This is a genomic window from Faunimonas sp. B44, assembly GCF_052655945.1.
Window position 1 is genome coordinate 363746 of the sequence record NZ_JBQYEX010000003.1, and the last position, 24789, is coordinate 388534.

Here is a 24789-nt window from a genome sequence, read left to right on the forward strand (position 1 = left end):
GAATCGGTCTGATTCTGCCGAATCCGGCGGGGCTGTGAAGCCCGCGCCGGCGCGCGGCGCTAGTTGAACAGGCGGCTGAAGAAGCCCTGCTTCTTGGGCTGGATGTCCTGGAATTCCTGCTGCGCGTCGGCCGACGGCTGACGGTACTCCTGCGGCGGATCGGTCAGGAACCGGCGCTCGGTCGTGCTCGTCCCTTCGGCGTCCGCGACCGCGGCCTGGAAGGTCTGGCGCTGGTTGCGGTTGACGATCAGCTCGCGCGGAGCGTTCTCGGAGCCGGGGCTCGGTTCGGCGACACGCGGCCGGTCGCGGTTGAGCTCGGCGAGCGGCTTCAGCCGCGCCACGTATTCCGGCGACATGTCGTCCGCGCCGCCTGGCCGGCCGGGATCCGCCGTCCGGTCGCCGCGCACGCGCTGATCGGGATCCTGCGGCCAGTTCGGGCTGGAAGCGGCCGCGGCCTGGACCGGCGCGCGCAGCTGGTTCTGCGGCGGCACCACCAGCGGCGCCCGCGGCTTGTAGTCGATCGGCTGCTTGCCGCTTCGGCCGGTGATGTTTCCCGTCACCTCGCCGAAGATCGCCATCTCGGGCGCTTCGCCGGTCCCGTAGGTCGTGGGGCTGCAGCCGGCGGCAACGAGCGCCAGCCATACGACGGAGGCCGTCGGCACCATCCTGGCCGCCGAGGTCGAAAATCTCATTCCAGGTCCCCTTGCCCGAGCGGTCGGTCTATAGCATCGGCAGCCCGGCCGCGCGACCCTCGCGCCGCCCGCCTGCCGCTCTCACGGTTACGTGGCATTTTGACGGCGCTCGGTCAGCCAGGCGAGCATGATCCCGATCACCCCCGCCGTGATCCAGACGTCGGCGATGTTGAAGACGTACCACTCGAAGCTGCCGGCATGGAGCAGGAAGAAGTCGGCGACAGCGCCGTGGACGATGCGGTCGATCACGTTTGAGAGCGCGCCCCCGATGATGAGGCCGAGCGCGACGGCGGGCAGCACCCGGTCGGTGTCCCTGAGCCACCAGGAGAACAGCGCGGCGCCGGCGAGGCCGAGCGCGATCAGGATCCACTGACCGGCGTCGGCGTCCTGCGTGAAGAGCCCGTAGCTCACGCCGCGGTTCCACACGAGCACCAGGTCGAGGAAGGGTGCGGCCTCGATCCGCCCCTTCGATGCGATATCGAACGGCCCGAGCATCCAGGCCTTGTGGGCCTGGTCGACCGCGATCGCCGCGAGCGCGACCGCGGCCCCGACGGCGCGCGGCGACACCGCCATCTATTCCGCCGCCTGCCGCGCCGCCTCGAACTCCCGCAGCGCGGCGGCGTCGCGGAGCGTCACGTCCGGATAGTCCGGGTCGCTGCCCACCTCCGGCAGGATCTTCCAGGACCGCGCGCATTTCCGCCCCTCGGCGAGCGCTGGAACGACCGCGACGCCGGGCACGTCGGGCAGACGGAAGGCGTCCTGCGGGCCCTCGCCTTGCAGGAGCGTCGCCTGGCTCGTGATCGCGATCTCGGCGAGGTCGACGCCGTCCATCGCTGCCATGAGGTCCGGGTCCGAAACGTGGACGACCGGCGCCGCCTCGAGCGACGAGCCGATGCGCTTTTCGCGCCGCTCTATCTCCAGCGCGCCGGTGACGACCCGGCGGAGCGCCCGGATGCGGTCCCAGCGCGCCTCCAGCGTCTCGTCCCGCCAGTCCGCCGGCACGTCCGCGAACAGGCGGACGTGCACCGAAGGGCCGGACCCGTGGCGCTCGGTCCAGGCCTCCTCGCAGGTGAAAGGCAGCATCGGCGCGAGCCAGGTGACGAGGCACTCGAACAGCCGGTGGATGACGGTGAGCGCGGCCTTCCGCTTCAGCGAGGAGGCGGGGTCGCAGTAGAGCGCATCCTTGCGGACGTCGAAATAGAAGGCGGACAGGTCGACCGTCATGAAGTTGAACAGCGCGAAATAGATGCGCTTGTAGTCGAAGGCCCGATAGGCGTCGCGGACGAGCGCGTCGAGACGGGCGAGTTCCGACAGCATCAGCCGCTCGAGCTCGGGCATTTCGGCCGGCGCGACGGCATCGCCCTCGCGGAAATGCGCCAGCGACCCGAGCATCCAGCGGATCGTGTTACGGAGCTTGCGGTAGGAATCGACGTTCGTCTTCAGGATCTCGGGCCCGATCCGGAGATCCTCGCTGTAGTCCGACGACACGACCCAGAGCCGCAGGATGTCGGCGCCCGACTGCTCGATGACCTGCTGCGGCGTGACCACGTTGCCGAGCGACTTCGACATCTTCCGGCCGTCCTCGGCCATGACGAATCCGTGCGTCAGCACGGCGTCGTAGGGCGCGCGGCCGCGCGTGCCGCAGCTTTCCAGCAGCGAGGAATGGAACCAGCCGCGGTGCTGGTCGGAGCCCTCCAGATAGAGGTCCGCCGGCCATCTGAGGCCGGGCCGGTCCTCCAGCACGAAGGCGTGGGTCGAGCCTGAATCGAACCAGACGTCGAGGATGTCGTCGACCTTGTCGAACCTCGCCGGATCGTGGTCGGGGCGGAGGAAGCGCTCCGCGGCGCCCTCGGCGAACCAGGCGTCGGCGCCCTCCGCCCGGAAGGCGTCGAGGATGCGCGCGTTCACGGCCTCGTCGACGAGGACCGCGCCGCTCTCCCGTTCGACGAAGACGGCGATCGGAACGCCCCAGGCACGCTGGCGCGAGACGACCCAGTCCGGCCGGTTCTCGATCATGCCGCGCAGCCGGTTCTGCCCGGCCGGCGGCACGAAGCGGGTCTGCGCGATCGCGTCGAGCGCACGGGCGCGAAGCGTGTCGCCGCTGCCCTCGATGTCGCGGTCCATGTGGATGAACCATTGCGGCGTGTTGCGGAAGATGACCGGCTTCTTCGACCGCCAGGAGTGCGGGTACTGGTGCTTGAGCCGGCCGCGCGCGATCAGCATGCCGGCCTCGGCGAGCGCGGCGATCACCGCCTGGTTGGCGTCGCCCTTCTCGCCCTTGTCGGTGATGACCCGCCTGCCCTTGAAACCCGGCGCGTCGACGGTGAATGCGCCGTCGGCATCGACGGTGTACGGAATCGTCGTGTCGACGCCGCTCTCCTCCAACTCCCGCCGATGCTCCATCCAGATCTCGAAGTCCTCGCGGCCGTGACCGGGCGCGGTATGGACGAAGCCGGTGCCGGTATCCTCGCTGACATGCTCGCCGGCGAGCAGCGGGACGTCGAACTGGTAGCCGCCGAGCCCGGCCCCGCGAAGCGGATGCGCGCAGACGATGGTGCCGAAATCGTCCGCGCTTACGTCGGCCAGCCGCGCGTACGAATCCACCCGCGCCTGCGCCATCACCTCGGCGGCAAGGCTGTCGGCGAGGATCAGCCGGTCGCCGGCGCGCGCCCAGTTGTCCGCCGGCGCGGCCGTGACCTCGTACAGGCCGTAGGCGATCCGTGGCGAGTAGGCGACGGCGCGGTTGCCCGGAATGGTCCAGGGCGTCGTCGTCCAGATCACGATCGCGGCGCTACGCAGCGCGCGCGGCCCGGACGTCACCGGGAATTTCGCCCAGATCGTGTCGGACGTGTAGTCCTGGTACTCGACCTCCGCTTCGGCGAGCGCCGTCTTCTCCACGACCGACCACATAACGGGCTTGGAGCCGCGATAGAGCTGGCCGCTCGCAGCGAACTTCATCAACTCTCCCGCTATCCTCGCCTCGGCCGGGAAGCTCATCGTCGTGTAGGGGTCGGCAAAGTCGCCGACCACGCCGAGCCGCTTGAACTCGGCCGCCTGCACGCCGATCCAGTGGCTCGCGAACTCGCGGCACTCGCGGCGGAACTCGTTGATCGGCACCGCGTCCTTGTTGCGGCCCCTGGCGCGGTACTCCTCCTCGATCTTCCATTCGATCGGCAGGCCGTGGCAGTCCCAGCCGGGGACGTAATTGGCGTCGTAACCGAGCATCTGGTGCGAGCGGACCACCACGTCCTTCAGGATCTTGTTGAGCCCGGTGCCGATATGGATGTTGCCGTTGGCATAGGGCGGGCCGTCGTGGAGGACGTACTTCTCGCGCCCCCTCGCCGCCTCGCGCAGCCGGGCGAAAAGGTCCATCTCCTCCCAGCGCTTCAGGATCTCGGGCTCCTTCTGCGGCAGGCCCGCACGCATCGGAAAGTCGGTCCTGGGCAGGAAGAGGGTCTTCGAGTAATCGGCCTCCCCCTCGCGGCGCGGGGCGGCCTCTCTCTTGTCGTTCATCATATCGCCTTCAAGGCTCGAAACGGCGCTGGTCTGCAGGCGCTGGATATTCAGCGCGTCACCCGGCTCCGGCAGGGGCCGGAACCGCGCGGACAATTCGTGACCCGGCAGCACATAAGGGCAGCATTGCCGCGCTTCTAGCGGAGGCCGCGGCGCAAGGGAAGGCGCCCGCCGAGCTCCGCTTGCCAACCGTTCGCCCATGCGAAGACGGATTGTTCACCCGCTGGTGGGGGCCACCGCAAACCCTAGGTTGGGCGCAACTGCCGCTATCCCCGGAGAAGATGCGAAATGACCAAGGTTCTGGTTCTCTACTATTCCTCGTACGGCCACATCGAGGCAATGGCGAAGGCCGTGGCCGAAGGCGCGCGCCAGGCGGGCGCCGACGTCGAAATCAAGCGCGTTCCGGAGCTCGTCCCCGAGGAGATCGCCCGGCAGTCCGGCTACAAGCTCGATCAGGACGCCCCCGTCGCGACCGTCGACGAACTCCCCGATTACGATGCGATCATCCTCGGCGTGCCGACCCGCTACGGCGTGATGGCGGCGCAGATGAAGAACTTCTGGGACCAGACCGGCGGCCTCTGGGCGAAGGGCGCACTCGTGGGCAAGGTCGGATCGGTGTTCGCGTCCACTGCAACGCAGCATGGCGGCCAGGAGGCGACCATCCTCTCGACCCATGTCATGCTGCTTCACCACGGGCTGGTCATCGTGGGCCTGCCCTATTCGTTCCAGGGCCAGATGCGCATGGACGAGATCACCGGCGGCTCGCCCTACGGCGCGACCACCCTCTCGGGCGGCGACGGATCGCGCCAGCCGAGCCGGAACGAGCTCGAGGGCGCGCGTTTCCAGGGCCGGCACGTCGCCGAGATCGCGGGAAAGCTCGCCCGCTGATCCATTCCGAACACCGGAGCCCGAGGGGGGAGGCGGACCGCCTTCGCCTCGTCTGTTCCCCCCTGTTCGACCCTATTCGACGATCGAGAACGGCAGCTCGAACCGCGCGGTCTTGGCCGAGTTGCGGTCGCGGACGGTGAAGATGCCGACATAGTCGCCGGGCCTGAGGTCGGGCATCGCGAAGGACAGCGCCATGTTGAACTCGCGGTTCCGCGCAAGCGACTGCAGCGCCACCTCGAAGAGCTCCTCGGCCTCGGCGATAACCTGCCCGGTGCTGTTCCGTATCGCGAGCCCGGCGCCGAGCATGATGGTGTGGAAGGCGCCGGACCGGCCATAGGCGAAGCCGACCGGCTCGGCGTACACCGTCACGGCCTCGCCGGCGCGGAATGCCCGGTCTGCTCGCGGGGAATAGACGCCGAAGCCCGCGGCTTCGGACACGAAGAGTGCGGTCCGGAAATCAAGCGGAGCACGGCTCCAGAGGGCGTCGGTCGCGGCATCCAGCGCCTCCAGCGCACGCATGTGCTCCCCGGCCGCCGACAGCCGTTCCGCTTCGGCGGCCGCCGCCGAGATCGGCTCCGCATTGCCGACCGAGCCAAGACCGCACATAACAAGCGCGGTTGCCAGGACCGCCGCACCGAACCGCATTCCAAACGCCCCGTTTACCGAGAATTCACCATCTGCCGGGGACTAGGGAGCAATTGGGCGGCAGGCGCAAGCGCTGCGGCCGGAAATGGTAACCGGCCGCCGCGCCGGGCGGGAAGAGCCGGTCCGGCGGTTCAGGACTGGGCGGTGCCGACCGTCACGACCGAAGGCTGCTGGCCGAACACGCGCTGCGCCGCGCGCTGGACGTCCTCGGCGGTCACGGCGCGAATGAGGTCGTTCCGCCTGTCGACGTAATCGATGCCGAGGCGATCGAGCTGGATGCCCAGGAGCTGGCGGGCGATCTTCTGCGAGGCATCGAAGCGCAGCGCATAGTTGCCGACGAGGAAGTCCTTGGCTTCCGTGAGTTCGCGCTCGGACGGTCCCTCCTCGGCGAACCGATTCGTCTCGGCCACCATGAGATCGACGGCCGTCTGCGCCATGTCCGCACGCGTCGCCGCCGCCCCGATCCACGCGCCGGAATGGTCGAAGGCGAGCAGGCTCGTGCCGACCGAATAGGACAGCCCGCGCTTCTCGCGGATTTCCTTGTAGAAGCGCGACGAAAACGTGCCGCCGCCGAGAATGTGGTTCGCGACGAAGGCGGGAATGAAATCCGGATCGTCGCGCTTGATGCCTGGTCCGCCGAGGCGAATCACCGTCTGCGGCACGCCGATCGTGGCATGGTCCGCGACGCCGGAACGCGCCGTCACCTCGGGGATCGGCACGAGGTCGGCCTTCTCCGGCAGGCCGCCGAACACCTCGTCGAGTGCGGCCGCAAGCCGGGCCCTGTCGATCGCACCGACGACCACCACCAGGAGGTTGTCGCGCGCCATGATGCGCCGGTGGAATTCGCGCAGGTCGTCGGCGCCCAGACCGGAGACGGTCTGCAGCGTGCCTTCCGTCGGCCTGCCGTACGGATGCTCCCCGTAGAGGGTCCGCATGAATGCGCGGCTGGCGATCTCGTTCGGATCCGTCTCGCCGCGACGAAGGTTGGAGACGACCTGCCCGCGGATGCGCGTGACCGCCTCCTCGTCGAAGCGCGGCTCGGTCAGCGCCAGGCGCATCAGGCCGATCGCCTCGTCGAGATTGGTCGTGAGCGTGCGCATGTTGCCGTAGAAGGCGTCGCGGCCGGCATCGAAGGAGAGATCGATGTTGAGATCCTCGAGGCGCGTCTGGAACGCGCGCGAATTGAGGTCCCCCGCCCCTTCGTCCAGCAGCCCCGACATCAGGTTGGCAAGGCCCGCCTTGTCGTCGCCGTCCTGGGCGGCGCCGCCGCGAAAGGCGAGGTTCATGGTCACGATCGGGACGGTGTAGTCCTCGACGAGCCATGCCGTGATTCCGCCCGGGCTGGTCACTTCCTGGATGTTCACGGCTTCGGCCCGGCTCGGCAGGGTGACGGCGACGGTCATGGCGGCTCCGATGGCGAATGCGAGGGCTCGGGCGATCATCAGCTCCGCTCCTCCGGCTTCGGCTCGAGGTATCCGGTCACCGACCGCTCCTCGAGGAGATACTTGCGGGCGGCCGAACGCACGTCCTCGGCCGTCACGCGGCTCACCCGCTCGGGCCAGGTCTGCACCTGCCCGAGCGAACTGCCCGTCATGAGCGCGGTCCCGATGATGCGGGCCATCGCCTGCTGGCTGTCCTGGGCATAGATCGCCTGGGCGATCACGGCGTTCTTGGCGCGCGTGATCTCCTCATCAGTGACGCCCTTGTCCCGGACCTCGGCGATGACGCTCTCGATGCGATCGCCGAGCGCGGCGAGGGTCACGCCTTCCTTGGGCACCCCATAGACAGCGAAGCGGCCGTCATTGACGGCGTTCGACTGGTAGTAGGCGCCGGCATAGGTCGCCGGCCCGTCGCCACGGACGAGCGTGTCGTAGAGCCGGCTCGTGGAGCCGCCGCCGATCACCTCGGCGAGGACGCGCAGCGCCTCGGCCTCGTTGCCGTCGGCCGTGTTCTGCGAGGGAACGACGTAGGTGCGCGTGAGCTGGGGCTCGCGGACCTTCTCGTCCTTCACCGTGACGGTGCGCGCGCCGACCGAAGGGGGCTCCGCTGGGCGCTCGCCGCGCACGGCCTCCGGCCGCGGCTCGATGGTGCCGTACGTCTCCTCGGCAAGCCTGCGGACCTCCTCCGGGGTTACGTCGCCGGCGATCACGAGCACGGCGTTGTTGGGCGTGTAGTAGCGCCGGTAGAAGTCGAGCGCCTTCGCGCCGGTCAGAGCCTCGATCTCGTGCATCCAGCCGATCACCGGCCGTCCGTAGGGATGGTTGCGGTAGAGGATGGAGGTGAGGGCCTCGCCCAGCAGCGAGCCGGGGTCGTTCTCGACCCGCATCCGCCGCTCCTCCAGGACGACGTCCCGCTCCGGCGCGACGACCTCCTCCGTGAGCACGAGCTCGGTCATCCGATCGGCCTCGAAGGCCATCATCTCGCGAAGGTTCTCCTTCGCCACCCGTTGGAAATAGGCGGTGTAGTCGGTCGTGGTGAAGGCGTTCTCCTCGCCGCCGATCTGCGACACCCGCTCGGAGAACTGCCCCATCGGGTGGTTCCGGGTCCCCTTGAACATGAGATGCTCGAGGAAGTGGGCGAGGCCGGATTGGCCTGCCGTCTCGTCCGCGGAGCCGACCCGGTACCAGACCATGTGCGTCACGACCGGCGCGCGCCGGTCCGGTATGACGACCACCTGCATCCCGTTGTCGAGCGTGAATTCGGTGGCGTTCGGCGCGATCTTCGGAATTTCCGCCTGCGCAGCTTCCGACTGGGCCGGCGGCGCCGGGTCCCGGGCCGCGGGCGTTTCGGCGCGTGCGGGGAGGGCAGCCATGAGAACTCCACATGAAAGGATGACGGCAGCCAAATTCGACATCGGCGCGGGGCCTCCGTGACGTTTGCCGCGAATATAGAGATGCAGGTAGCTCAAACGAGTGAACAATCGGTCATATTTGAGGCGCGCCCGACCTTGCCGTCCCCGTTGACGCACCGGTCCGGGAGGGATAGCCGATCGGCGACGGGCGCGGGGGCGGAGCAATCGTGAAGCGGATAGACGGACTGGCGGCGCTCGCGGAGGATTACGAGGCGGTGCTCTGCGACGTCTGGGGCGTCGTCCACAACGGCGTGGAGAGCTTCCCCGGTGCCGTCGACGCCCTGGTCCGGTTCCGGAAGAACCGGGGTCCCGTCGTCCTCGTGACCAACGCGCCGCGCCCGGCGGGTCCGGTCATCGAGCAGATCCGCGAGCTCGGCGTGCCGGATGACGCGTACGACCACATCGTCACCTCCGGCGACGTCACGCGCACCTTCGTGGCGGAGCGGCCGGGAACGAAGGTGTTCCATCTCGGGCATCCGCGCGATCTGCCCTTCTACGAAGGCCTGGATATCGAGCTCGTCGGCGAGGACGAGGCGGAGCTCGTCAGCTGCACCGGCCTTTTCGACGACTACACCGAGACGCCCGAGGACTACCGGGAGATGCTCGGGCGGTTCGTCGCACGCCGCCTGACGATGGTTTGCGCCAATCCCGACATCGTGGTGGAGCGCGGCGACACGCTCATCTATTGCGCCGGCGCGCTTGCCCGCCTCTACGAGGAGTTCGGCGGCACGACGGTGCTCGCCGGCAAGCCGCATCCGCCGATCTATCGATCCGCCCTTCGTGCCGCGGGGCTGCAGGACGGGCAGCGGGTGCTGGCGATCGGCGACGCGCTGCCGACCGACGCGCGCGGCGCGAAGAATGCTGGCCTCGACCTCCTGTTCATCAGCAGCGGCATCCACGAGGCCGATTTCGGCCCCGCCGGCGCGCCGGACCCGGAGCGGATCTCCGCCCATTTCGCGGCGGAGGACCTCGACGCCGTCGGCTTCATGCCGCATCTCGCCTGGCGGAACGGGGGTGCGCGGTGAGGCAGGCGGCGGAAGCCCCGGACGCGGTCGGGAAAGCGGGCGCATGAGGGCCGAGCGCGCAGCGCGGCCGGTCGTCCGCAGCCTCGACACGCTGCCGGAGGACTGGCACGGCGCGGTTGTCGCGATCGGCAATTTCGACGGGGTTCACCGGGGCCATCAGGCCGTGCTGGCGGCCGCGAGGGCAGAGGCGGACAAGGCAGGCGTGCCGGCATTGATCCTGACGTTCGAGCCGCATCCCCGCACCTTCTTCGGCAGGGGCGCGCCGCTCTTCAGGCTCACGCCGCCACCGCTCAAGGCCGCGGTCGCCGCCGCCTTCGGAATGGACGGTTCGCTCGTGCTCGCCTTCGACGAGAGCCTCGCCGCCGTCTCCGCCGAGGATTTCGTTCGCGACATGCTGGTCGACCGCCTGCGCATCAGGCACGCCGCCACCGGCTACGACTTCCACTTCGGCCATCGCCGGCTGGGCACGCCGGCCTTCCTTCAGGAGGCGGGCTCCCGCCACGGCTTCGGCGTCACCGTAGTCGGCGAGTACGACGAAGCGGGCCGGCCGGTCTCCTCGACGCGCATTCGCTCCGCCTTGCGCGAAGGCGCGCTCCGGGAGGCGAACGGGCTCCTCGGCTGGCGATGGTCGGCCGCGGGCGAAATCGTCCACGGCGACAAAAGGGGCCGCAATCTCGGCTATCCGACCGCGAACATGGCGCTCGACCCGTCGGTGGAGCTCGCCCACGGCATCTATGCGGTGCGGCTGACCCGAATGGACGGCAGCGTTCGCGAAGGCGTGGCGAGCTTCGGGCGGCGGCCGACCTTCGACAACGGCCGTGCGCTGTTCGAAACCTTCCTGTTCGATTTTTCGGGGGACCTCTACGGCGAGACCGTGCTCGTCACCCTCATCGACCGAATCCGGCCGGAACTGCAGTTCGAAAGCGTGGAAGCGCTCGTCGCCCGGATTGACCAGGATTCCATCGACGCCCGTGCCATGCTTGCGACGGAGCCCGATCGCGACATCGACGCAAAGGTGCGGGCGGCCTGGGCGGCCGCGGAATAGGTAGCCCCGGTCCGCTTCCCATACCCCTGCGGCTCTTCCACCCGTTGACAAGTCCGGGCGCCGCATCTATCTCCACGCCGCATTAGCACTCGCTACGGCTGAGTGCTACCAGCTCCATTCAGAGGGGCGCGCAAAGCGCCGAAGGGACGAGAGGGACATCATGAGATTCCGCCCGCTTCATGACCGTGTTGTCGTGCGCCGCGTCGAGTCCGAAGAGCGGACCAAAGGCGGCATCATCATTCCGGACACCGCCAAGGAGAAGCCGCAGGAAGGCGAGATCGTCGCCGTCGGCCCCGGCGCCCGCGACGAGAGCGGCCAGATCCAGCCGCTCGACGTGAAGCCCGGCGACCGCGTGCTCTTCGGCAAGTGGTCCGGCACCGAGGTCAAGGTCGACGGTGAAGAGCTCCTCATCATGAAGGAGTCCGACATCATGGGTGTGATCGAGCAGGGCGCCTCCGCCCGCGCCGCCGCCTGATTCCCCGTTCAGACACAGAGGTAGACGACAATGGCTGCGAAAGACGTACGTTTTTCGGCTGACGCCCGCGAGAAGATGCTCCGCGGCGTCGATATCCTCGCCAATGCGGTGAAGGTGACGCTCGGCCCCAAGGGCCGCAACGTCGTGATCGACAAGTCCTTCGGTGCGCCGCGCATCACCAAGGACGGCGTGACGGTCGCCAAGGAGATCGAACTCGAGGACAAGTTCGAGAACATGGGCGCTCAGATGGTCCGCGAGGTCGCCTCGAAGACCAACGACATCGCCGGCGACGGCACCACGACGGCGACCGTTCTCGCCCAGGCGATCGTGAAGGAAGGCGCCAAGTACGTCGCCGCCGGCATGAACCCGATGGATCTGAAGCGCGGCATCGACCAGGCCACGACCGCCGTGGTCAAGAACCTCGAGAGCCAGTCCAAGAAGATCAACACCTCCGCCGAAGTCGCGCAGGTCGGCACGATCTCCGCCAACGGCGACAAGACCGTCGGCGCGATGATTGCCGAGGCCATGCAGAGGGTCGGCAACGAGGGCGTCATCACGGTCGAAGAAGCGAAGTCCATGGAGACCGAGCTCGAGGTCGTCGAGGGCATGCAGTTCGACCGCGGCTACATCTCCCCCTACTTCATCACCAACGCCGAGAAGATGATCGCCGATCTGGAGGACCCCTACATCCTCCTGTTCGAGAAGAAGCTCTCCAATCTGCAGGCCATGCTCCCGGTCCTCGAAGCCGTGGTGCAGTCGTCGCGTCCGCTCCTCATCATCGCCGAGGACGTCGAGGGCGAGGCGCTTGCGACGCTGGTGGTCAACAAGCTCCGCGGCGGCCTGAAGGTCGCGGCCGTCAAGGCGCCGGGCTTCGGTGACCGCCGCAAGGCCATGCTGCAGGACATCGCCACGCTGACCGGCGGCCAGGTGATTTCCGAGGATCTCGGCATCAAGCTCGAGAACGTCGCGCTCGACATGCTGGGCCGCGCCAAGAAGGTGTCGATCTCCAAGGAGGAGACGACGATCGTCGACGGCGCCGGCGAGAAGTCCGAGATCGAAGGCCGCGTTGCCCAGATCAAGGCGCAGATCGAGGACACCACCTCCGACTACGATCGCGAGAAGCTGCAGGAGCGGCTGGCGAAGCTCGCCGGCGGCGTCGCGGTCATCCGCGTCGGCGGCGCGACCGAGATCGAGGTGAAGGAGAAGAAGGACCGCGTCGACGACGCCCTCAACGCGACCCGTGCGGCCGTCGAGGAAGGCATCGTCCCGGGCGGCGGCGTGGCGCTGCTGCGCGCCAAGCGCGCCATCAGGGAGCTCACCTCCGACAACCCCGACGTCCAGGCCGGCATCAAGATCGTCCTGAAGGCGCTCGAGTCCCCGATCCGCCAGATCGCGCAGAACTCCGGCGTCGACGGCTCGATCGTGGTTGGCAAGGTGATGGACAGCACGTCCGACACCTTCGGCTTCGACGCCCAGTCGGAAGAGTATGTCGACATGATCGAGGCCGGCATCATCGACCCGACCAAGGTGGTCCGGACGGCGCTTCAGGACGCGGCTTCGGTCGCCGGCCTGCTCGTCACCACCGAGGCGATGGTGGCCGAGATGCCGAAGAAGGAGTCCGCGGCTCCGGCGATGCCGGGCGGCGGCATGGGCGGCATGGACTTCTAAGGTCCGCCAGACCTGAACGAATGCGAACGGGGCCCCGCGGGGCCCCGTTCTGCGTTCTGCGGCCGATCCCGCTCAGATCGAGGCCACCACCTGGCACACCGCGACCGCGTTCTGGGGATGGGTACTCGGCGCGGCGAGAATCTCGCCGCAGCTCGCCTTCAGCTTCTGGAGATCGGCGGCGCTGATCGAGTTCAGCGCGCCGCGAAGCGAATCCGGGCTCATCGAGGCGAGCGCCGAAATGTTCATCGCGGCGCCGGAGGGGCTGCCGTTGACCGTTCCGGGCGCATTGGGTGCGCCGGGAACGTCGGTCCCCACCGACGGCGCAGCACCGGGAACGCCGCCGGTTCCCGTGCCGTCCGGCGCGGTCGGCGACCCCCCGCCGATCGACACGCCGAGACCCGCTTCCACGCCGTCACCGCCGCCGATCGAGGCACCGCCGCCGGCATCGACACCGCTGCCGCCGCCGATGCTTGCGCCCACGCCCGCTTCCACACCGTCGCCGCCGCCGATCGAGGCACCCGCGCCGGCATCGACACCGCTGCCGCCGCCGATCGAGGCTCCGGCTCCGGCATCCACACCGCTGCCGCCGCCGATGGAGGCTCCGGCGCCCACATCCACACCGCTGCCGCCGCCGATGGAGGCTCCGGCGCCCACATCCACACCGCTGCCGCCGCCGATCGAGGCTCCGGCTCCCGCATCGACACCGCTGCCGCCGCCGATCGAGGCTCCGGCGCCTGCATCGACACCGCCGCCGCCGCCGATGCTCGCACCGACGCCGACATCCACGCCGTCGCCGCCGCCGACGCTGGCACCGGCGCCGACCTCGATACCGCCGCCGTCACCGGCTCCGAGACCACCGCCGCCCGTGCGCCCCTGGGCGTCGGCGAAATCGCTGAAGGCGGCGACCGAGGTCAGGAGCGCCGCGCCCGCTACGACAGGCATGAAGACATTTCGCATCGAGATCTCCCTCTGCTCGACCAGTGGTTCGCTCCCGCTGGTCTGGCGGAATCCGCCGGGTTTCGTCGGCGGGAGAAGGTCCGGGGAGGTAACGCCGTTCCGAGCATCGGCATTCGACTAATCCGATGGTTATTGTCGGGTAACAACCTGCGACAGAATTCCTGGTCCGGTCTTTACCGGATCTGGCGGCGACGGAATGCGAACCGAGCCGCCGCGGCGGTGAACGCTGCGTTCGATGGCCGCCCATCCCGCCGCCGCTCCGCTATGGAAGGGCCCAGCCAACCTTCGGAGCATTCGATGACACAGGTTCACGCCTTCGCCGCGCTCGCCGGGCGCATACTTCTCGCCCTCATGTTCGTCACGTCGGGATGGTCGAAGATCGGCGGCTATCAAAGCACGCAGCAATACATGGAGGCGGTCGGCGTGCCGGGCGCGCTCCTGCCGCTCGTCATCCTCGTCGAGCTCGCCGGCGGGCTGATGATCGTCTTCGGGTTCCAGACGCGCCTCGCCGCGCTCGCGCTCGCCGGCTTCACGGCGATTGCCGCCCTCCTCTTCCATTCCGATTTCAGCGACAGCATGCAGACGATCCTGTTCAACAAGAACATCTCGATCGTCGGCGGCTTCCTGCTGCTCGCCACGTTCGGTCCCGGCCCCTGGTCGCTGGACGCGTGGCGCGCCCGGCGCACCGGCGGAGTCGGCACCGCGCCGGCGGCCGGCCGCGCCTAAGTGGTCTCCACGACCCGGCGGGCAGGCTCCGGCAGGCCCGCCGGAATCCCCGAGCGGCCCAGCGCCTCCAGAAGAGCTCGGGCCGCGGCGCCGGCTTCGGCATCCCAGCCGGCGCCGAGCGACAGGACCAGGTTCGCCTGGCTCTTCAGCATGACGCCGTCCTCGAGCACCTTCAAATGGTTGGCCTTCAGCGTCGATCCCGTGGTGGTGATGTCCACGATCACGTCGGCCAGCCCCGCCGCCGGGGCGCCTTCCGTCGCGCCGAGGCTCTCGACGATCCGGTAGAGCGCGATGCCGTGACGCGCGAAGAAGCTCTGGGTCAGGTTCCAGTACTTCGTGGCGATGCGCAGGCGCCGGCCGTGGCGATGCAGGAATTCGGCCGCGACGTCGTCGAGGTCCTCCATCGTCCAGACGTCGACCCAGACATCGGGCACGGCGACCACGACGTCCGCCTGCCCGAAGCCGAGCGGCGCAACGAGCGCCACCCGGCGGTCGGCGTCCAGGATCGTCTCGCGCACGAGATCCTCGCCGGTGACGCCGAAATGCACGGAGCCGGCGGCGAGCTCGCGCGCAATCTCCGAGGCCGACAGGAAGGCGATCTCGACGTCGTCGCGCCCGGCGACGGTGCCGCGATAGTTGCGCTGGCCGCCGCGCTTCTCGACCCCGTAGCCGGCCGCGGCGAGAACGGCTTCCGTCTGCTCCTGGAGCCGGCCCTTCGAGGGAATCGCGACGACGAGCGGCGTGCTCATGAGCCCGCTCCGTCCGGCTCGTCCAGACGGATCGCGAAGCCAATCGCCGGAACGGGGGACGGCGCGCCCAGCATCTCCATCAGCCGGTCGTAGCGCCCGCCGCCCGCGCGCGGGCGCTGCTCGCCGGCCGCGACGATCTCGAAGACCACGCCGGTGTAATAGTCGAGCGGCCGGCCGAAGCTCGCCTCGAAGGCGATCGGCGAACCGTTGGAGAGGCTTGCAACCGCCTCGTTTCGCGCCGCGAAGGTGTCGAGGCTCTCCCCAAGATCAAGACCCGCTTCCCGGCCGAACCGCGTGACGCGTTCGGCCGCGTCGCGAAGATCGGATCGCAGCCCGAGGAACCGCCGCAACACGGCGATCGTCGCCGAATCGAGGCGCGTCTCGGCAAGGGCGCGCTGGTCGAGAAAGCGGTCCGCGATCTCGGCCGCAGTGCGCCCTGCCCCTTCCGCATAGCCCTGCTCGCGCAGGCTTTCGGCAAGGAGGGTCACGACTGCGCCCCGGTCGTGCCGGTCGGCGGCTTCGGAAAGCGCCGGCTCGAGATGACCGCGAGCGGGCTCGCGGGGTGCCGCAAGCCGGTCGAGATTGGCCGCCATCAGATCGTGCAGCCCGAAAGAGCGCCTGAGGCGCCGTCGCCAGGGCTCCGGCAAGCCGAGCGCCGACAGGAGCGACGCGAACAGTCCGATGTCGCCGACGCGGACGCCGATGGACGTCCCCGCCATGGCCTTGACCGCTGCAATCGCAAGCGCCAGCGCCTCCGCATCGGCGCCGGTGCGATCGGAATGGCCGATATCCTCGTAGCCGGTCTCGAGCCGCTCCGGCGAGCCGCGGTCGTGCCGCCGGAAGACGAGCCCCTCATAACAGTAACGCGCTGGTCCGGCGGCCGCCGCGAGATGGTGGAGGCAGACAGGGATCGTGAAGTCGGGGCGGAGCGCGAGGCGCTCGCCGCGCGGGCCCTCGGTGACGAACATCCGGCGGCGCACGTCCTCGCCCGCCGTCTCCAGGAACGGGTCGGCCGGATGCAGCACGGGAAGGTCGAGCCTTTGCGCGCCGGCTTCGGCGAAGAGGCCGAGCAGACGGCCGGATGCGGGGCTCTCGGGACGCATAGGGACGGGGTCAGCCTCGCCCGCCGCCCTGGCGCTGACGGTCGAGGAGCGCACGGACCTCGGTCACGAGCTCGCCGGCGGCGATCTCGAACTGGCCGGGCCGCTCGTCCTTCCAGGTCTGGTGGTCGGCAATCGAGGCCGCCTGTTCCTTGCCCGCCAGCAAATCCTTGATCTGCAGCCGCCCGGCGGCGAACTCGTCGGAGCCGGCGATCACCGCGCAGGGCGCGTTGCGGCGGTCGGCATATTTCAGCTGCGCCTTCATGCCGGAGCCGCCGAGATAGAGCTCGGCCCGCATGCCGGCATTGCGGAGGTCCGACACCATGCGCTGGTAGTCGGCGACGCGGTCGCGATCCATGATGGTGACGACCACCGGCCCCGAAGCGTGCTCGTCGCCAAGCTTGCCGATCGCCTTCAGCGCGGCGGCGAGCCGCGAGACGCCGATCGAGAAGCCGGTCGCCGGCACGTCCTCGCCGCGGAAGCGGCCGACAAGGCCGTCATAGCGCCCGCCGCCGCCCACCGAGCCGAACACGACCGGGCGTCCGTCCTCGCCCGGCACCTCGAAGGTCAGCTGCGCCTCGAAGACCGGGCCGGTGTAGTATTCGAGGCCGCGGACGACCGACGGATCGATCTGGATCCGCCCGGCATCGTAACCCGCGGCAAGGACCAGGTCCGAGATCTGCTTCAGCTCCTCGAGGCCCTTCTCGAAATGCTCGTTGAGCGCGAACTCGGTCCTGAACCCTTCGACGAGCGTGTAGCGGCTCGAGAAGTCCATCATCTCGTCGATGCCGGCCAGCTCGAAGAGGTTCATCAAGGCGGAGATCTGGTTCGGGCGGAGGCCGGCGCCCCTGGTGAAGTCGCCGCTCTCGTCCTTCCGGCCCTCGCCGAGAAGCTGGCGCACGCCGTCCGGGCCGAGCCGGTCGAGCTTGTCGATCGCGCGCAGCACCGTGAGGCGCCGGGCGCTGTCCTCGACCCGCTCCAGGCCGATCACTTCCATGATCCCGTCGAGGACCTTCCGATTGTTGACCTTGATGACGTACTGGCCGCGCGGGACGCCGAGCGCCTCCATCGTGTCGGCGGCCATCATGCAGATCTCGGCATCGGCGGCGACCGACGGCGCGCCCACCGTGTCCGCGTCGAACTGCATGAACTGGCGGAAGCGGCCGGGGCCCGGCTTCTCGTTGCGGAACACCCAGCCGGCGCGATAGCTCCTATAGGGCTTCGGCAGCGCCTCGAAATTCTGAGCGACGTAGCGGGCGAGCGGCGCGGTGAGATCGTAGCGCAGCGAGAGCCACTGCTCGTCGTCGTCCTGGAACGAGAACACCCCCTCGTTCGGGCGGTCCTGGTCGGGCAGGAACTTGCCGAGCGCGTCGGTGTACTCGACCATCGGCGTCTCGACCGGCTCGAAGCCGTAGCGCTCGTAGACGCCGCGGATCGTCACCATCATGCGCTCGACGGCGCGGATCTCCTCCGGCGTGCGGTCGGCGAAGCCGCGCGGGAGGCGCGGCTGGAGCTTGTTCGGCTTGGTGGACCCGGCCATGGCGTTCGTGCTGTCTGGCGGCGATGCGGCCGCGGAAATACGCAAAGCCCGCCGGTCCGGCGGGCGCGCCCTCCTCTAGCCCAGATGGCCGCAGGCAACAACCTGCCGCAGGCGGCCCGACGGTCTAACTGTCCCGGCCGTTGAAGGGCGTCGGGGCGAGTGCGTCGAGATCCACGCCGTCGAGGCAGCGCACGTTCACCGCGACCATCGCCTTGCCGTCCGGCGCCGTCCCGCGCGCAAAGGGCTCGACGCCGCAGCGGCCGCAGGAGAGATGGCGGATCACATGCTTGTTGAACCGGTAGTCGACGAGGAAATCGTACCCTGCGAGCAGCGTGAACGCGTCGTCCGGCACGAAGGTGAGCAGCAGCCCCTTCTTCGAGCAGATCGAGCAGTTGCAGGAGATAACCGACGCGAGATCGGTCGTCGCCTCGAACCGCACGCGGCCGCAATGGCAGCCGCCGGTATGGATCGTCGCCTCGGCCATTTCACTCGTCCTCCCCGTCCTGGTCGTTCGTCTGCCGGCGCTCATGCCGGTCGCACGAAGGCGCGCCGTTCAGCCTCGGCCTCGGCGCGGCAGAAGCAGCCCTCGAGATGATCGTTCACGATCCCGACCGCCTGCATGAAAGCATGCATGGTGGTCGGCCCGACGAAACTCCAGCCGCGCTTGCGCAGCGCTTTCGAGAGCGCCAGCGAGTGCTCAGTCTGCGGCACGATCGCGCCGCGGTCCATGCGCGCCGGCCGGCTTTCCGGCGGAGGCTCGAAACGCCAGACGAACGCCGCGATGGAGCCGGCCTCCTCCGCAAGGTCCAGGGCCCGGCGCGCATTGTTGACGACCGATTCGATCTTGCCGCGGTGGCGCACGATCCCCGAATCAGCGAGGCAGCGCGCGACGTCGTCCGCCCCGAACCCGGCGATCGCGGCGGGGCGGAAGCCGGCGAAGGCGGCGCGGAAGTTCTCGCGCTTCCGCAAAATCGTCAGCCAGGAGAGCCCGGACTGGAAACCCTCCAGGCAGATCTTCTCGAAGAGCCGGACATCGTCGGCGACGGGCCTGCCCCACTCCGTGTCGTGATAGGCGCGGTAGAGCGGGTCGCCGCCGGGCCACCAGCACCGGCAGCGGCCGTCCGAACCCTGCGCAAGACCGTCGGCGAGCGTCACGGCCATCCTCCTCCGCAGGCGCTTCCCAGCCGGCAAGCGCCGATTCACCAAGTTGACGGATCGATGATCTTCTTCGCACATTTCCGCAGGCGGGTTTACGGTTCTCCGCGGCCTCGCCCGCATCATGGAGTGCAGCCAGGCGGCCGGAACGCCGCCGCCCACGCAACGGTCAGTAGCGAGTACGCCCATGCGAAGAGCGATCATTGCCGCGTGCCTGTGGGCCGCGGTGTCCTCGGCCCCTGCGGTCGCGCAATATGTCCCCCCGGCGCCGCAATATGACGGGCAATGGGTCGCCCAGGTGCGGCGCGCGCCCGCCGTCCACGGCACCGGCGTGCCGATCGACCTCAACAGGCGCCCGCAGCCGGGATACACCTTCGTCGTCCCGCCGCCGTCGCGCTATGTCGTGGTGCCGCCGCCGGGCGGCTATGCCGTCGCCCCGCCACCACGCGTGCGCGGACGTGCCACGGTAGTCCCCCCGCAGATGGTGGCGCCGCGGCAAGTCGTTCCGGCGCGCGCGCCTGCGGCTCCCGCCCGCCCGGCGATGAGCTTCGACCCGAAATACCTGCCGACGGTGGTCGATTACGGGGCCAAGCACAAGAAGGGCACGATCGTCATCGACAGCAAGTCGAAGCACCTCTACCTCGTGCTCGGCGACGGCAAGGCGAAGCGCTACGGGATCGGCGTCGGCCGCGACGGCTTCGGCTGGTCGGGGACCGTGAAGGTCGCGCGCAAGGCGGAATGGCCGACCTGGACCCCGCCGGCCGAGATGCGCAAGCGCCAGCCGCACCTGCCGCTGCAGATGGCGGGCGGACCAAGCAACCCGCTCGGCGCGCGCGCGCTCTATCTCCACAGGAACGGCAAGGACACCCTCTTCCGCATCCACGGTTCGAACGAGCCCTGGACGATCGGACGCGCGGTCTCCTCCGGCTGCTTCCGAATGCGCAACGAGGACGTGGTCGACCTGTACGAGCGGGTGCCGGTCGGGACCACCGTGGTCGTCCTCTAGCCGCGCGCGACGGTTCCGCCGCGTCCGCCCTCCCGGAACAGCCCACCGGGAGGGCTTCCGCGCCTGCGGGACCTTCCGAACCGCTTGCGCTCATTCGCGCCGCTGCACGAACGCGTGAAGCCCCACGCGGAACCGCAATCCATCTTCTTACATTGTATTGCCACTGACAAGCGGAGCCGATCGACTTCCGGGGCCGGCCTCTCGCAAGAAGGGGATTGAGATCAATGCAGAAGACGCGCGCCGCCCGCGCCCTTTGTCTGGGCGCGGCCGTCTCTATACTCTTGCCCGTCGTCGCCGAAGCGCAGGTCACGCGCTTCTTCGACACGTCGACGCGGACCTATCTCACCTACGACCCGACCCCGAAGCGGGGCTGGAGCGCGCCGGCGGAGTATCGCCGCCAGGTCGTGCCGTTCCAGACCCGCGAGGCGCCGGGGACGATGATCATCGATTCCCGGAGCAAGCACCTCTTCTTCGTGCTCGCCGGCGGGCAGGCCATCCGCTACGGCATCGGCGTCGGGCGCGAGGGCTTCGGCTGGCAGGGCGTCGTGAAGGTCGGGCGCAAGGCGGAATGGCCGACCTGGACGCCGCCCTCGGAGATGATCGCGCGCGAGCCGACGCTCGCGAAGTTCGCCTCCGGCATGCCCGGGGGGCCGGACAACCCGCTCGGGGCGCGCGCGCTCTACCTCTATGACGGCGGGCGGGACACGATGTTCCGCATCCACGGCACCAACGAGCCCTGGACCATCGGCCACAACGTCTCGTCCGGCTGCATCCGGATGATGAACCACGACGTCGTGGAGCTTCACCATCTCGCCTCCGTCGGCGCAAAGGTGATCGTGCAGTAGCTACTGCCGGCAGAAATGCAGCGGGCGGGCGCCCGCCGCCTCAGTGCGTCTCAGGGCCGCCTGATCGCGCTGACGTCGAGCGCGACTTCTGCCGACAGGCTTTCGAGGCTGTCGTGCAGAAGCTGCAGCAGGTAGGCCGGATTGTGCACGAAGCCGCCCGGGTCCTTCGTCGCGACCTGGTAATTGTAGGCCGCCTTGAGGAGGCGCGGCGTCCAGTTCCGGTAGCGGTTCTCCATGACCGAATCCTCCGGCGCGACCCGGCCGTCGCCGTCCGGGTCGGCGAAGAAGTACGGGAAGCGGCCGCCATAGCCGATCGGGGCGCCGGCCACCTCGGTCGCATAGGCGCGGATCGCGTCGAAGAGCTTTGCGCGCAGCCCCTCGATCTCGGAATGGATGCCGCCCGCCGCGTCGCCGTCGCCGTCGAAATCGCCGTGCCGGGTGCGGATCGCGCGCACGTCGTCGACGCCGCGATGGCAGGACAGGCAGGAGGCGGTCTCGACCTTGGTCGTGTGCGGATCGTGGCAGGCGACGCAGGTGTTCGCGCTCGGCACGTGGTGGAAGCGCCCGGCATAGGTTCGGCCCGGATAGTGATAGCCTCCGCGCACCTCGGCCCCGTGCATCACGGCCGCCGCGACCCCGTAATGGACGTTGATGAAGGCGAGGTCGGCCGACACGTCGTCCTCGCCCATCGCCGCGGTCGCCGTCGCGACCGCGTCCCCCGACTGCCGGCCCTGATGGCACACGCTGCACGTGGCCGAAGCGCCGAGGCCGTCGACGGCGACGCCGGAGGGGAAGGTGACGCCGTCGAGCGCGTGCGCCGCGCCGGTGTGGCAGGAGGCGCAGCCGATCGGCGCGTTGACGGCGGCCGGGCCGTCGATGGCACCCGGCGCCGTGCCGTCCGCGCCGAGGAAATCGATGAATCCCGGCTGCGAGTGGCATGCGGCGCAGGTCTGGGGCACCGCGCCTTCCCGGTTCCAATAGGTGAAGGAGGGCGAATGGTAATCGCCATGAGGGGAGGCGAGCCAGGCCTCGACGAGCGCGGCCAGGGCGTCGTCGGCCTGCACAGCGGTCGCCGGGCCGGCAAGGAGGGACAGGGTGACGATCGCCGCAGCGACGCGTCCTGCTCGTCTGACCATGTGCACGTCCGTCCTCCTCCGCTGTTTGTCGCAATTGCCCATGACACACTGTTGTCAGCAGACGCCCGTGGCCTTGACCTCGCTCGGCATGTCACCCCCAATAGTGCACAGCACCATTCTACGCAGGTCGAGGCGGCCATGAGCAGGGAGAAAAGCTCATAAGCGGGATCGCGGCGGTCAAACCGCCGGGCGCAGGCCTGCGGCTGCCGGGCATGGCCCTTGCGTTGATCTACGTCGCAGTGTGCGGCGCGGCCCTGGTCTTCGCCGCGGGCAGGCGCGTGGCTCCGCTCGACCCTTGGGAAAAGGCGGGGGCGGGGCTCGGGCTGGTCGCGCTGGCCGCCATGGCGGTGCAGTTCGTTACCTCCGGCCGATTCGAGACGGTGTCCGGCCGGCTCGGCATCGACAAGATCATGGCGTTCCACAAGGTCGCGGCCGGCTGGATCTTGCTGGCGGTGCTCCTGCACCCGCTCCTCTACGTCCTTCCGACCTTCGTCGACGATGCGGCCCTCGGCCGGGAGCGCCTGGCCGCCTACCTGACGCTGCCTCACTATCGCAGCGGCGTGGCGGCCCTCGTGGCGATCGCCCTCCTCGTGCCGGTCTCGGCGCTGCGCGACCGGCTGCCCTGGCGCTACGAGGTGTGGCGGGCGAGCCATATCGTGCTCGCGGCGATTGCGGTCGCCGGCGGGCTTCATCACGCGCTGACGGCCGGCCGGTTCAGCGCCGCCGGCGCCGTCCACTGGCTGTGGTGGCTTGCGGCCGCCGCCGTCGTGGCGGTCGTCACGACACTTTATGGCTGGCGCTGGCTGAAGCTGCACATCCGGCCGTGGCGCCTCGAGCAGGTGACGAAGCGGGCCGATCGCATGTGGGAACTCGACATCAGGCCGAACCCGGGCAATCCGCCCTGGCCCTATCGCGCCGGCCAGTTCGTCTGGATGACCGAAGGCCGGCGGCGCTTCCCGCTCTTCGACCATCCCTTCTCCATCGCCGACAGCCCGATCCGGCCCGGATTGAGCCTGATCATCAAGGAGGCCGGCGACTTCACCAGCACGGTGGGAGGCCTGCCGCCCGGCACCCCGATGGGCATCGACGGACCGTATGGCGAGTTCACGCTGGAGGCGCACGACGCCGGCGCCGTCCTCCTCATCGCAGGCGGCGTCGGCATCGCCCCAATCATGGGGCTCCTGCGCGATATGGTGGCGCGGAGGGACCCGAGACCCGTGCGGCTCGCCTATGCGGCCGGCCGGCCGGAGAACTTCGCCTGCATCGACGAGATCGAGGCCGCCAAGGCGTCGATCGACCTGCAGGTGCTGCTCATCAGCGAGGAGGGCGCCGCCGGCTGGCCGGGCGCGGTCGGCCTGCTCGACCGGAACCGTCTCGACACCCTGCTGGCGGGGCTCGAACGGCGAAGCACCGTCGCCTTCATCTGCGGGCCGGGCCGCATGGTGACGGCGGTCTCCGACACCCTGCTCGATCTCGGCCTGCCCATGGCGAACGTCGTCTACGAGCGCTTTGATTATGGCGGCGGCGCCGCTTCGCGGCAGGATCGCCGCCGCACGATGGAATATCTCGGCGTCGGCGCCGGCCTCGCCGCGGCCGTGCTGGCTTTCGTCGCGCTGGCCTGAGGGGAAGGAAGGCGGGCCGCGGCTCCCTCGCCGCCTACCGCTTCTCCGACGTCGCGGCGGCGCGTTCCTCCCATTCGCCGCCCAGCGCGTCGCGGATGTAGAGCTCCCGCACGAGGATCATGCCCGCCGCCGCGATTGGAACCGCGAGGGCGACGCCGAGAACGCCGAAGAGCGCCCCGAGCAGCAGCTGCATGCCGAGGCTGAAGGCCGGCGGAATCCGCGTCGTATGGCGCTGCACGATCGGGTTCAGCACGTTGCTCTCCACCCCCTGGATGAGGAGGTAGATGGCAAGGCCCCAGGCCGCCATCTCGGGGCTGTGGGAGAGCCCGACGAGCACGATCGCCAATCCCGCCATGATCGGGCCGAGCGTCGGGATGAACTCCAGCAGGCCCGCCTGAAGCGCGAGCATCAGGGCGAACGGCATGCCGACCAGGAGAAGGAGCACGTAAGTGAGCAGGAAGATCACGAGCATGCTGATCGCCTGCCCGGTCAGCCAGCGCCGAAGGGAGGCGACCGACTCGTCGAGCACGTCGGCGACGCGTTCGCGGCGGTCGCGCGGCAGCAGGCTGACCAGCGCCGTCCGGTATATGCCCGGATCCCAGGCGAAGAAGATCGCCAGGAAGAGCACCAGCGCAATGTTGCCGACCGCGCCGAAGGTGGCGAAGAGCGCATTGGTCGCGCCGCCGAAAAGCGCGCGCGCGCTCGGCAGCAGCCCCTGCATCGGCTCGCCCGCTCCCCCGTTCTCCGAAGGCCGCAGCCCGATCCGGCCGAGCAGGTCCATGAGGCGGGTGACCTGCTCGCCGAGCGTGCTGACGAGGCTCCCGGCCTGCTGCGCGAGGCTCGCTCCGCTCCAGGCGAGCGCCCCACCCACCACGAGAACGAGCACGAGCGCCGTCAGCACGAGCCTGAACCGACGCCCGCCGCCGATCACCCGACCGAGCGCGCGCGCCCCGGCATCGAGCGCCACGGCGAAGACGATCCCCGCGAAGATCAGCAGGAGGGCGCTCGCGGCGTGCCAGACGACGAAAGTCGCGACCACGAAGGCGGTGACGACCGCGGCGACCAGCGTGGCGGAGCGAGCGAGGCTCGTCGGGGGGCCGGCTTCAGGCACCATCGAGCAGATTCTCCTGAGGCCGCGGCACGGCGGGTGA

At 69.3% G+C, this 24789-nt stretch carries 22 protein-coding genes and 1 pseudogene; 9 read left to right on the forward strand and 14 right to left on the reverse strand.

What is annotated here, in order from left to right; genetic code table 11:
• Nucleotides 1–59: 59 nt before the first annotated feature.
• The 3 genes from ACUN0C_RS07870 to ileS all read right to left on the reverse strand — a co-directional run bounded on the left by ACUN0C_RS07870 (nt 60) and on the right by ileS (nt 4205).
• The gene (locus ACUN0C_RS07870) at nt 60–692 is read right to left on the reverse strand and encodes a hypothetical protein (protein ID WP_445465780.1); all 633 of its coding nucleotides are present in this window, start codon (nt 690–692) and stop codon (nt 60–62) included.
• Nucleotides 693–779: 87 nt separating this feature from the next.
• Complete coding sequence (gene lspA, locus ACUN0C_RS07875) at nt 780–1265, reverse strand: signal peptidase II (protein ID WP_445465781.1); 486 nt, start codon at nt 1263–1265, stop codon at nt 780–782.
• Nucleotides 1266–4205, reverse strand: coding sequence for an isoleucine--tRNA ligase (ileS, locus tag ACUN0C_RS07880; protein WP_445465782.1), 2940 nt, complete (start codon nt 4203–4205; stop codon nt 1266–1268).
• Between the two features lie 288 nt (nt 4206–4493).
• On the opposite strand from ileS, the gene wrbA reads away from it, so the two are divergent.
• Nucleotides 4494–5093: an NAD(P)H:quinone oxidoreductase gene (gene wrbA, locus ACUN0C_RS07885; RefSeq protein ID WP_445465783.1), complete on the forward strand. Its 600-nt coding sequence runs from the start codon at nt 4494–4496 to the stop codon at nt 5091–5093.
• A gap of 72 nt (nt 5094–5165) precedes the next feature.
• Here wrbA and ACUN0C_RS07890 read toward each other — a convergent pair whose 3' ends face one another.
• The 3 genes from ACUN0C_RS07890 to ACUN0C_RS07900 form a co-directional block, all read right to left on the reverse strand.
• Nucleotides 5166–5699, reverse strand: a complete 534-nt coding sequence (locus ACUN0C_RS07890) for a hypothetical protein (protein ID WP_445465784.1) — start codon at nt 5697–5699, stop codon at nt 5166–5168.
• Between the two features lie 170 nt (nt 5700–5869).
• Complete coding sequence (locus ACUN0C_RS07895) at nt 5870–7180, reverse strand: M16 family metallopeptidase (protein WP_445465785.1); 1311 nt, start codon at nt 7178–7180, stop codon at nt 5870–5872.
• Nucleotides 7180–8550 (reverse strand): M16 family metallopeptidase, encoded by a 1371-nt coding sequence (locus ACUN0C_RS07900; RefSeq protein ID WP_445465786.1) that lies wholly within the window; start codon nt 8548–8550, stop codon nt 7180–7182. The genes ACUN0C_RS07895 and ACUN0C_RS07900 overlap by 1 nt, the downstream gene beginning before the upstream one ends.
• Before the next feature lie 206 nt (nt 8551–8756).
• On the opposite strand from ACUN0C_RS07900, the gene ACUN0C_RS07905 reads away from it, so the two are divergent.
• The 4 genes from ACUN0C_RS07905 to groL all read left to right on the forward strand — a co-directional run bounded on the left by ACUN0C_RS07905 (nt 8757) and on the right by groL (nt 12802).
• The gene (locus ACUN0C_RS07905) at nt 8757–9614 is read left to right on the forward strand and encodes a TIGR01459 family HAD-type hydrolase (protein ID WP_445465787.1); all 858 of its coding nucleotides are present in this window, start codon (nt 8757–8759) and stop codon (nt 9612–9614) included.
• A 43-nt stretch (nt 9615–9657) separates the two neighbouring features.
• The gene (locus ACUN0C_RS07910; RefSeq protein ID WP_445465788.1) at nt 9658–10659 is read left to right on the forward strand and encodes a bifunctional riboflavin kinase/FAD synthetase; all 1002 of its coding nucleotides are present in this window, start codon (nt 9658–9660) and stop codon (nt 10657–10659) included.
• Between the two features lie 160 nt (nt 10660–10819).
• Nucleotides 10820–11134 (forward strand): co-chaperone GroES, encoded by a 315-nt coding sequence (gene groES / locus ACUN0C_RS07915; RefSeq protein WP_445465789.1) that lies wholly within the window; start codon nt 10820–10822, stop codon nt 11132–11134.
• A gap of 30 nt (nt 11135–11164) precedes the next feature.
• On the forward strand, nt 11165–12802 hold the full coding sequence (groL, locus tag ACUN0C_RS07920; protein WP_445465790.1) for a chaperonin GroEL: 1638 nt from the start codon (nt 11165–11167) through the stop codon (nt 12800–12802).
• Nucleotides 12803–12874: 72 nt separating this feature from the next.
• Here groL and ACUN0C_RS07925 read toward each other — a convergent pair whose 3' ends face one another.
• On the reverse strand, nt 12875–13759 hold the full coding sequence (locus ACUN0C_RS07925) for a hypothetical protein (RefSeq protein WP_445465791.1): 885 nt from the start codon (nt 13757–13759) through the stop codon (nt 12875–12877).
• A 264-nt stretch (nt 13760–14023) separates the two neighbouring features.
• On the opposite strand from ACUN0C_RS07925, the gene ACUN0C_RS07930 reads away from it, so the two are divergent.
• Complete coding sequence (locus ACUN0C_RS07930) at nt 14024–14485, forward strand: DoxX family protein (RefSeq protein ID WP_445465792.1); 462 nt, start codon at nt 14024–14026, stop codon at nt 14483–14485.
• 65 nt (nt 14486–14550) lie between these two features.
• Here ACUN0C_RS07930 and hisG read toward each other — a convergent pair.
• The 5 genes and pseudogenes from hisG to ACUN0C_RS07955 all read right to left on the reverse strand — a co-directional run.
• A pseudogene (gene hisG / locus ACUN0C_RS07935) lies at nt 14551–15234 on the reverse strand (ATP phosphoribosyltransferase); the annotation flags it as partial.
• Nucleotides 15231–16337, reverse strand: a complete 1107-nt coding sequence (locus tag ACUN0C_RS07940) for an ATP phosphoribosyltransferase regulatory subunit (protein WP_445465793.1) — start codon at nt 16335–16337, stop codon at nt 15231–15233. The gene ACUN0C_RS07940 and the pseudogene hisG, both read right to left, overlap by 4 nt.
• Nucleotides 16338–16347: 10 nt before the next feature.
• Nucleotides 16348–17874 carry a histidine--tRNA ligase gene (gene hisS, locus ACUN0C_RS07945; RefSeq protein ID WP_445465794.1) on the reverse strand — a complete coding sequence of 509 codons (1527 nt, stop codon included), beginning with the start codon at nt 17872–17874 and terminating at the stop codon, nt 16348–16350.
• Between the two features lie 124 nt (nt 17875–17998).
• A complete protein-coding gene (locus tag ACUN0C_RS07950) occupies nt 17999–18358 on the reverse strand; it encodes a GFA family protein (protein ID WP_445465795.1) in 360 nt (119 codons plus the stop codon).
• Nucleotides 18359–18399: 41 nt separating this feature from the next.
• Nucleotides 18400–19035 (reverse strand): DNA-3-methyladenine glycosylase I, encoded by a 636-nt coding sequence (locus ACUN0C_RS07955; protein ID WP_445465796.1) that lies wholly within the window; start codon nt 19033–19035, stop codon nt 18400–18402.
• A 181-nt stretch (nt 19036–19216) separates the two neighbouring features.
• Here ACUN0C_RS07955 and ACUN0C_RS07960 point away from each other — a divergent pair, with 181 nt between their 5' ends.
• Nucleotides 19217–20035: a L,D-transpeptidase family protein gene (locus ACUN0C_RS07960; protein WP_445465797.1), complete on the forward strand. Its 819-nt coding sequence runs from the start codon at nt 19217–19219 to the stop codon at nt 20033–20035.
• Nucleotides 20036–20259: 224 nt separating this feature from the next.
• A complete protein-coding gene (locus ACUN0C_RS07965) occupies nt 20260–20880 on the forward strand; it encodes a L,D-transpeptidase (RefSeq protein WP_445465798.1) in 621 nt (206 codons plus the stop codon).
• Nucleotides 20881–20930: 50 nt separating this feature from the next.
• On the opposite strand, the gene ACUN0C_RS07970 is transcribed toward ACUN0C_RS07965, so the two are convergent.
• Nucleotides 20931–22016 (reverse strand): polyheme membrane-associated cytochrome C, encoded by a 1086-nt coding sequence (locus ACUN0C_RS07970; protein ID WP_445465799.1) that lies wholly within the window; start codon nt 22014–22016, stop codon nt 20931–20933.
• 212 nt (nt 22017–22228) lie between these two features.
• Between ACUN0C_RS07970 and ACUN0C_RS07975 the strand changes: the two genes are divergently transcribed.
• Nucleotides 22229–23638 carry a ferredoxin reductase family protein gene (locus ACUN0C_RS07975; protein ID WP_445465800.1) on the forward strand — a complete coding sequence of 470 codons (1410 nt, stop codon included), beginning with the start codon at nt 22229–22231 and terminating at the stop codon, nt 23636–23638.
• A 34-nt stretch (nt 23639–23672) separates the two neighbouring features.
• Here the strand turns inward: ACUN0C_RS07975 and ACUN0C_RS07980 are convergent, their stop codons facing one another.
• Nucleotides 23673–24752, reverse strand: coding sequence for an AI-2E family transporter (locus ACUN0C_RS07980; RefSeq protein ID WP_445465801.1), 1080 nt, complete (start codon nt 24750–24752; stop codon nt 23673–23675).
• Nucleotides 24753–24789 lie beyond the last annotated feature (37 nt).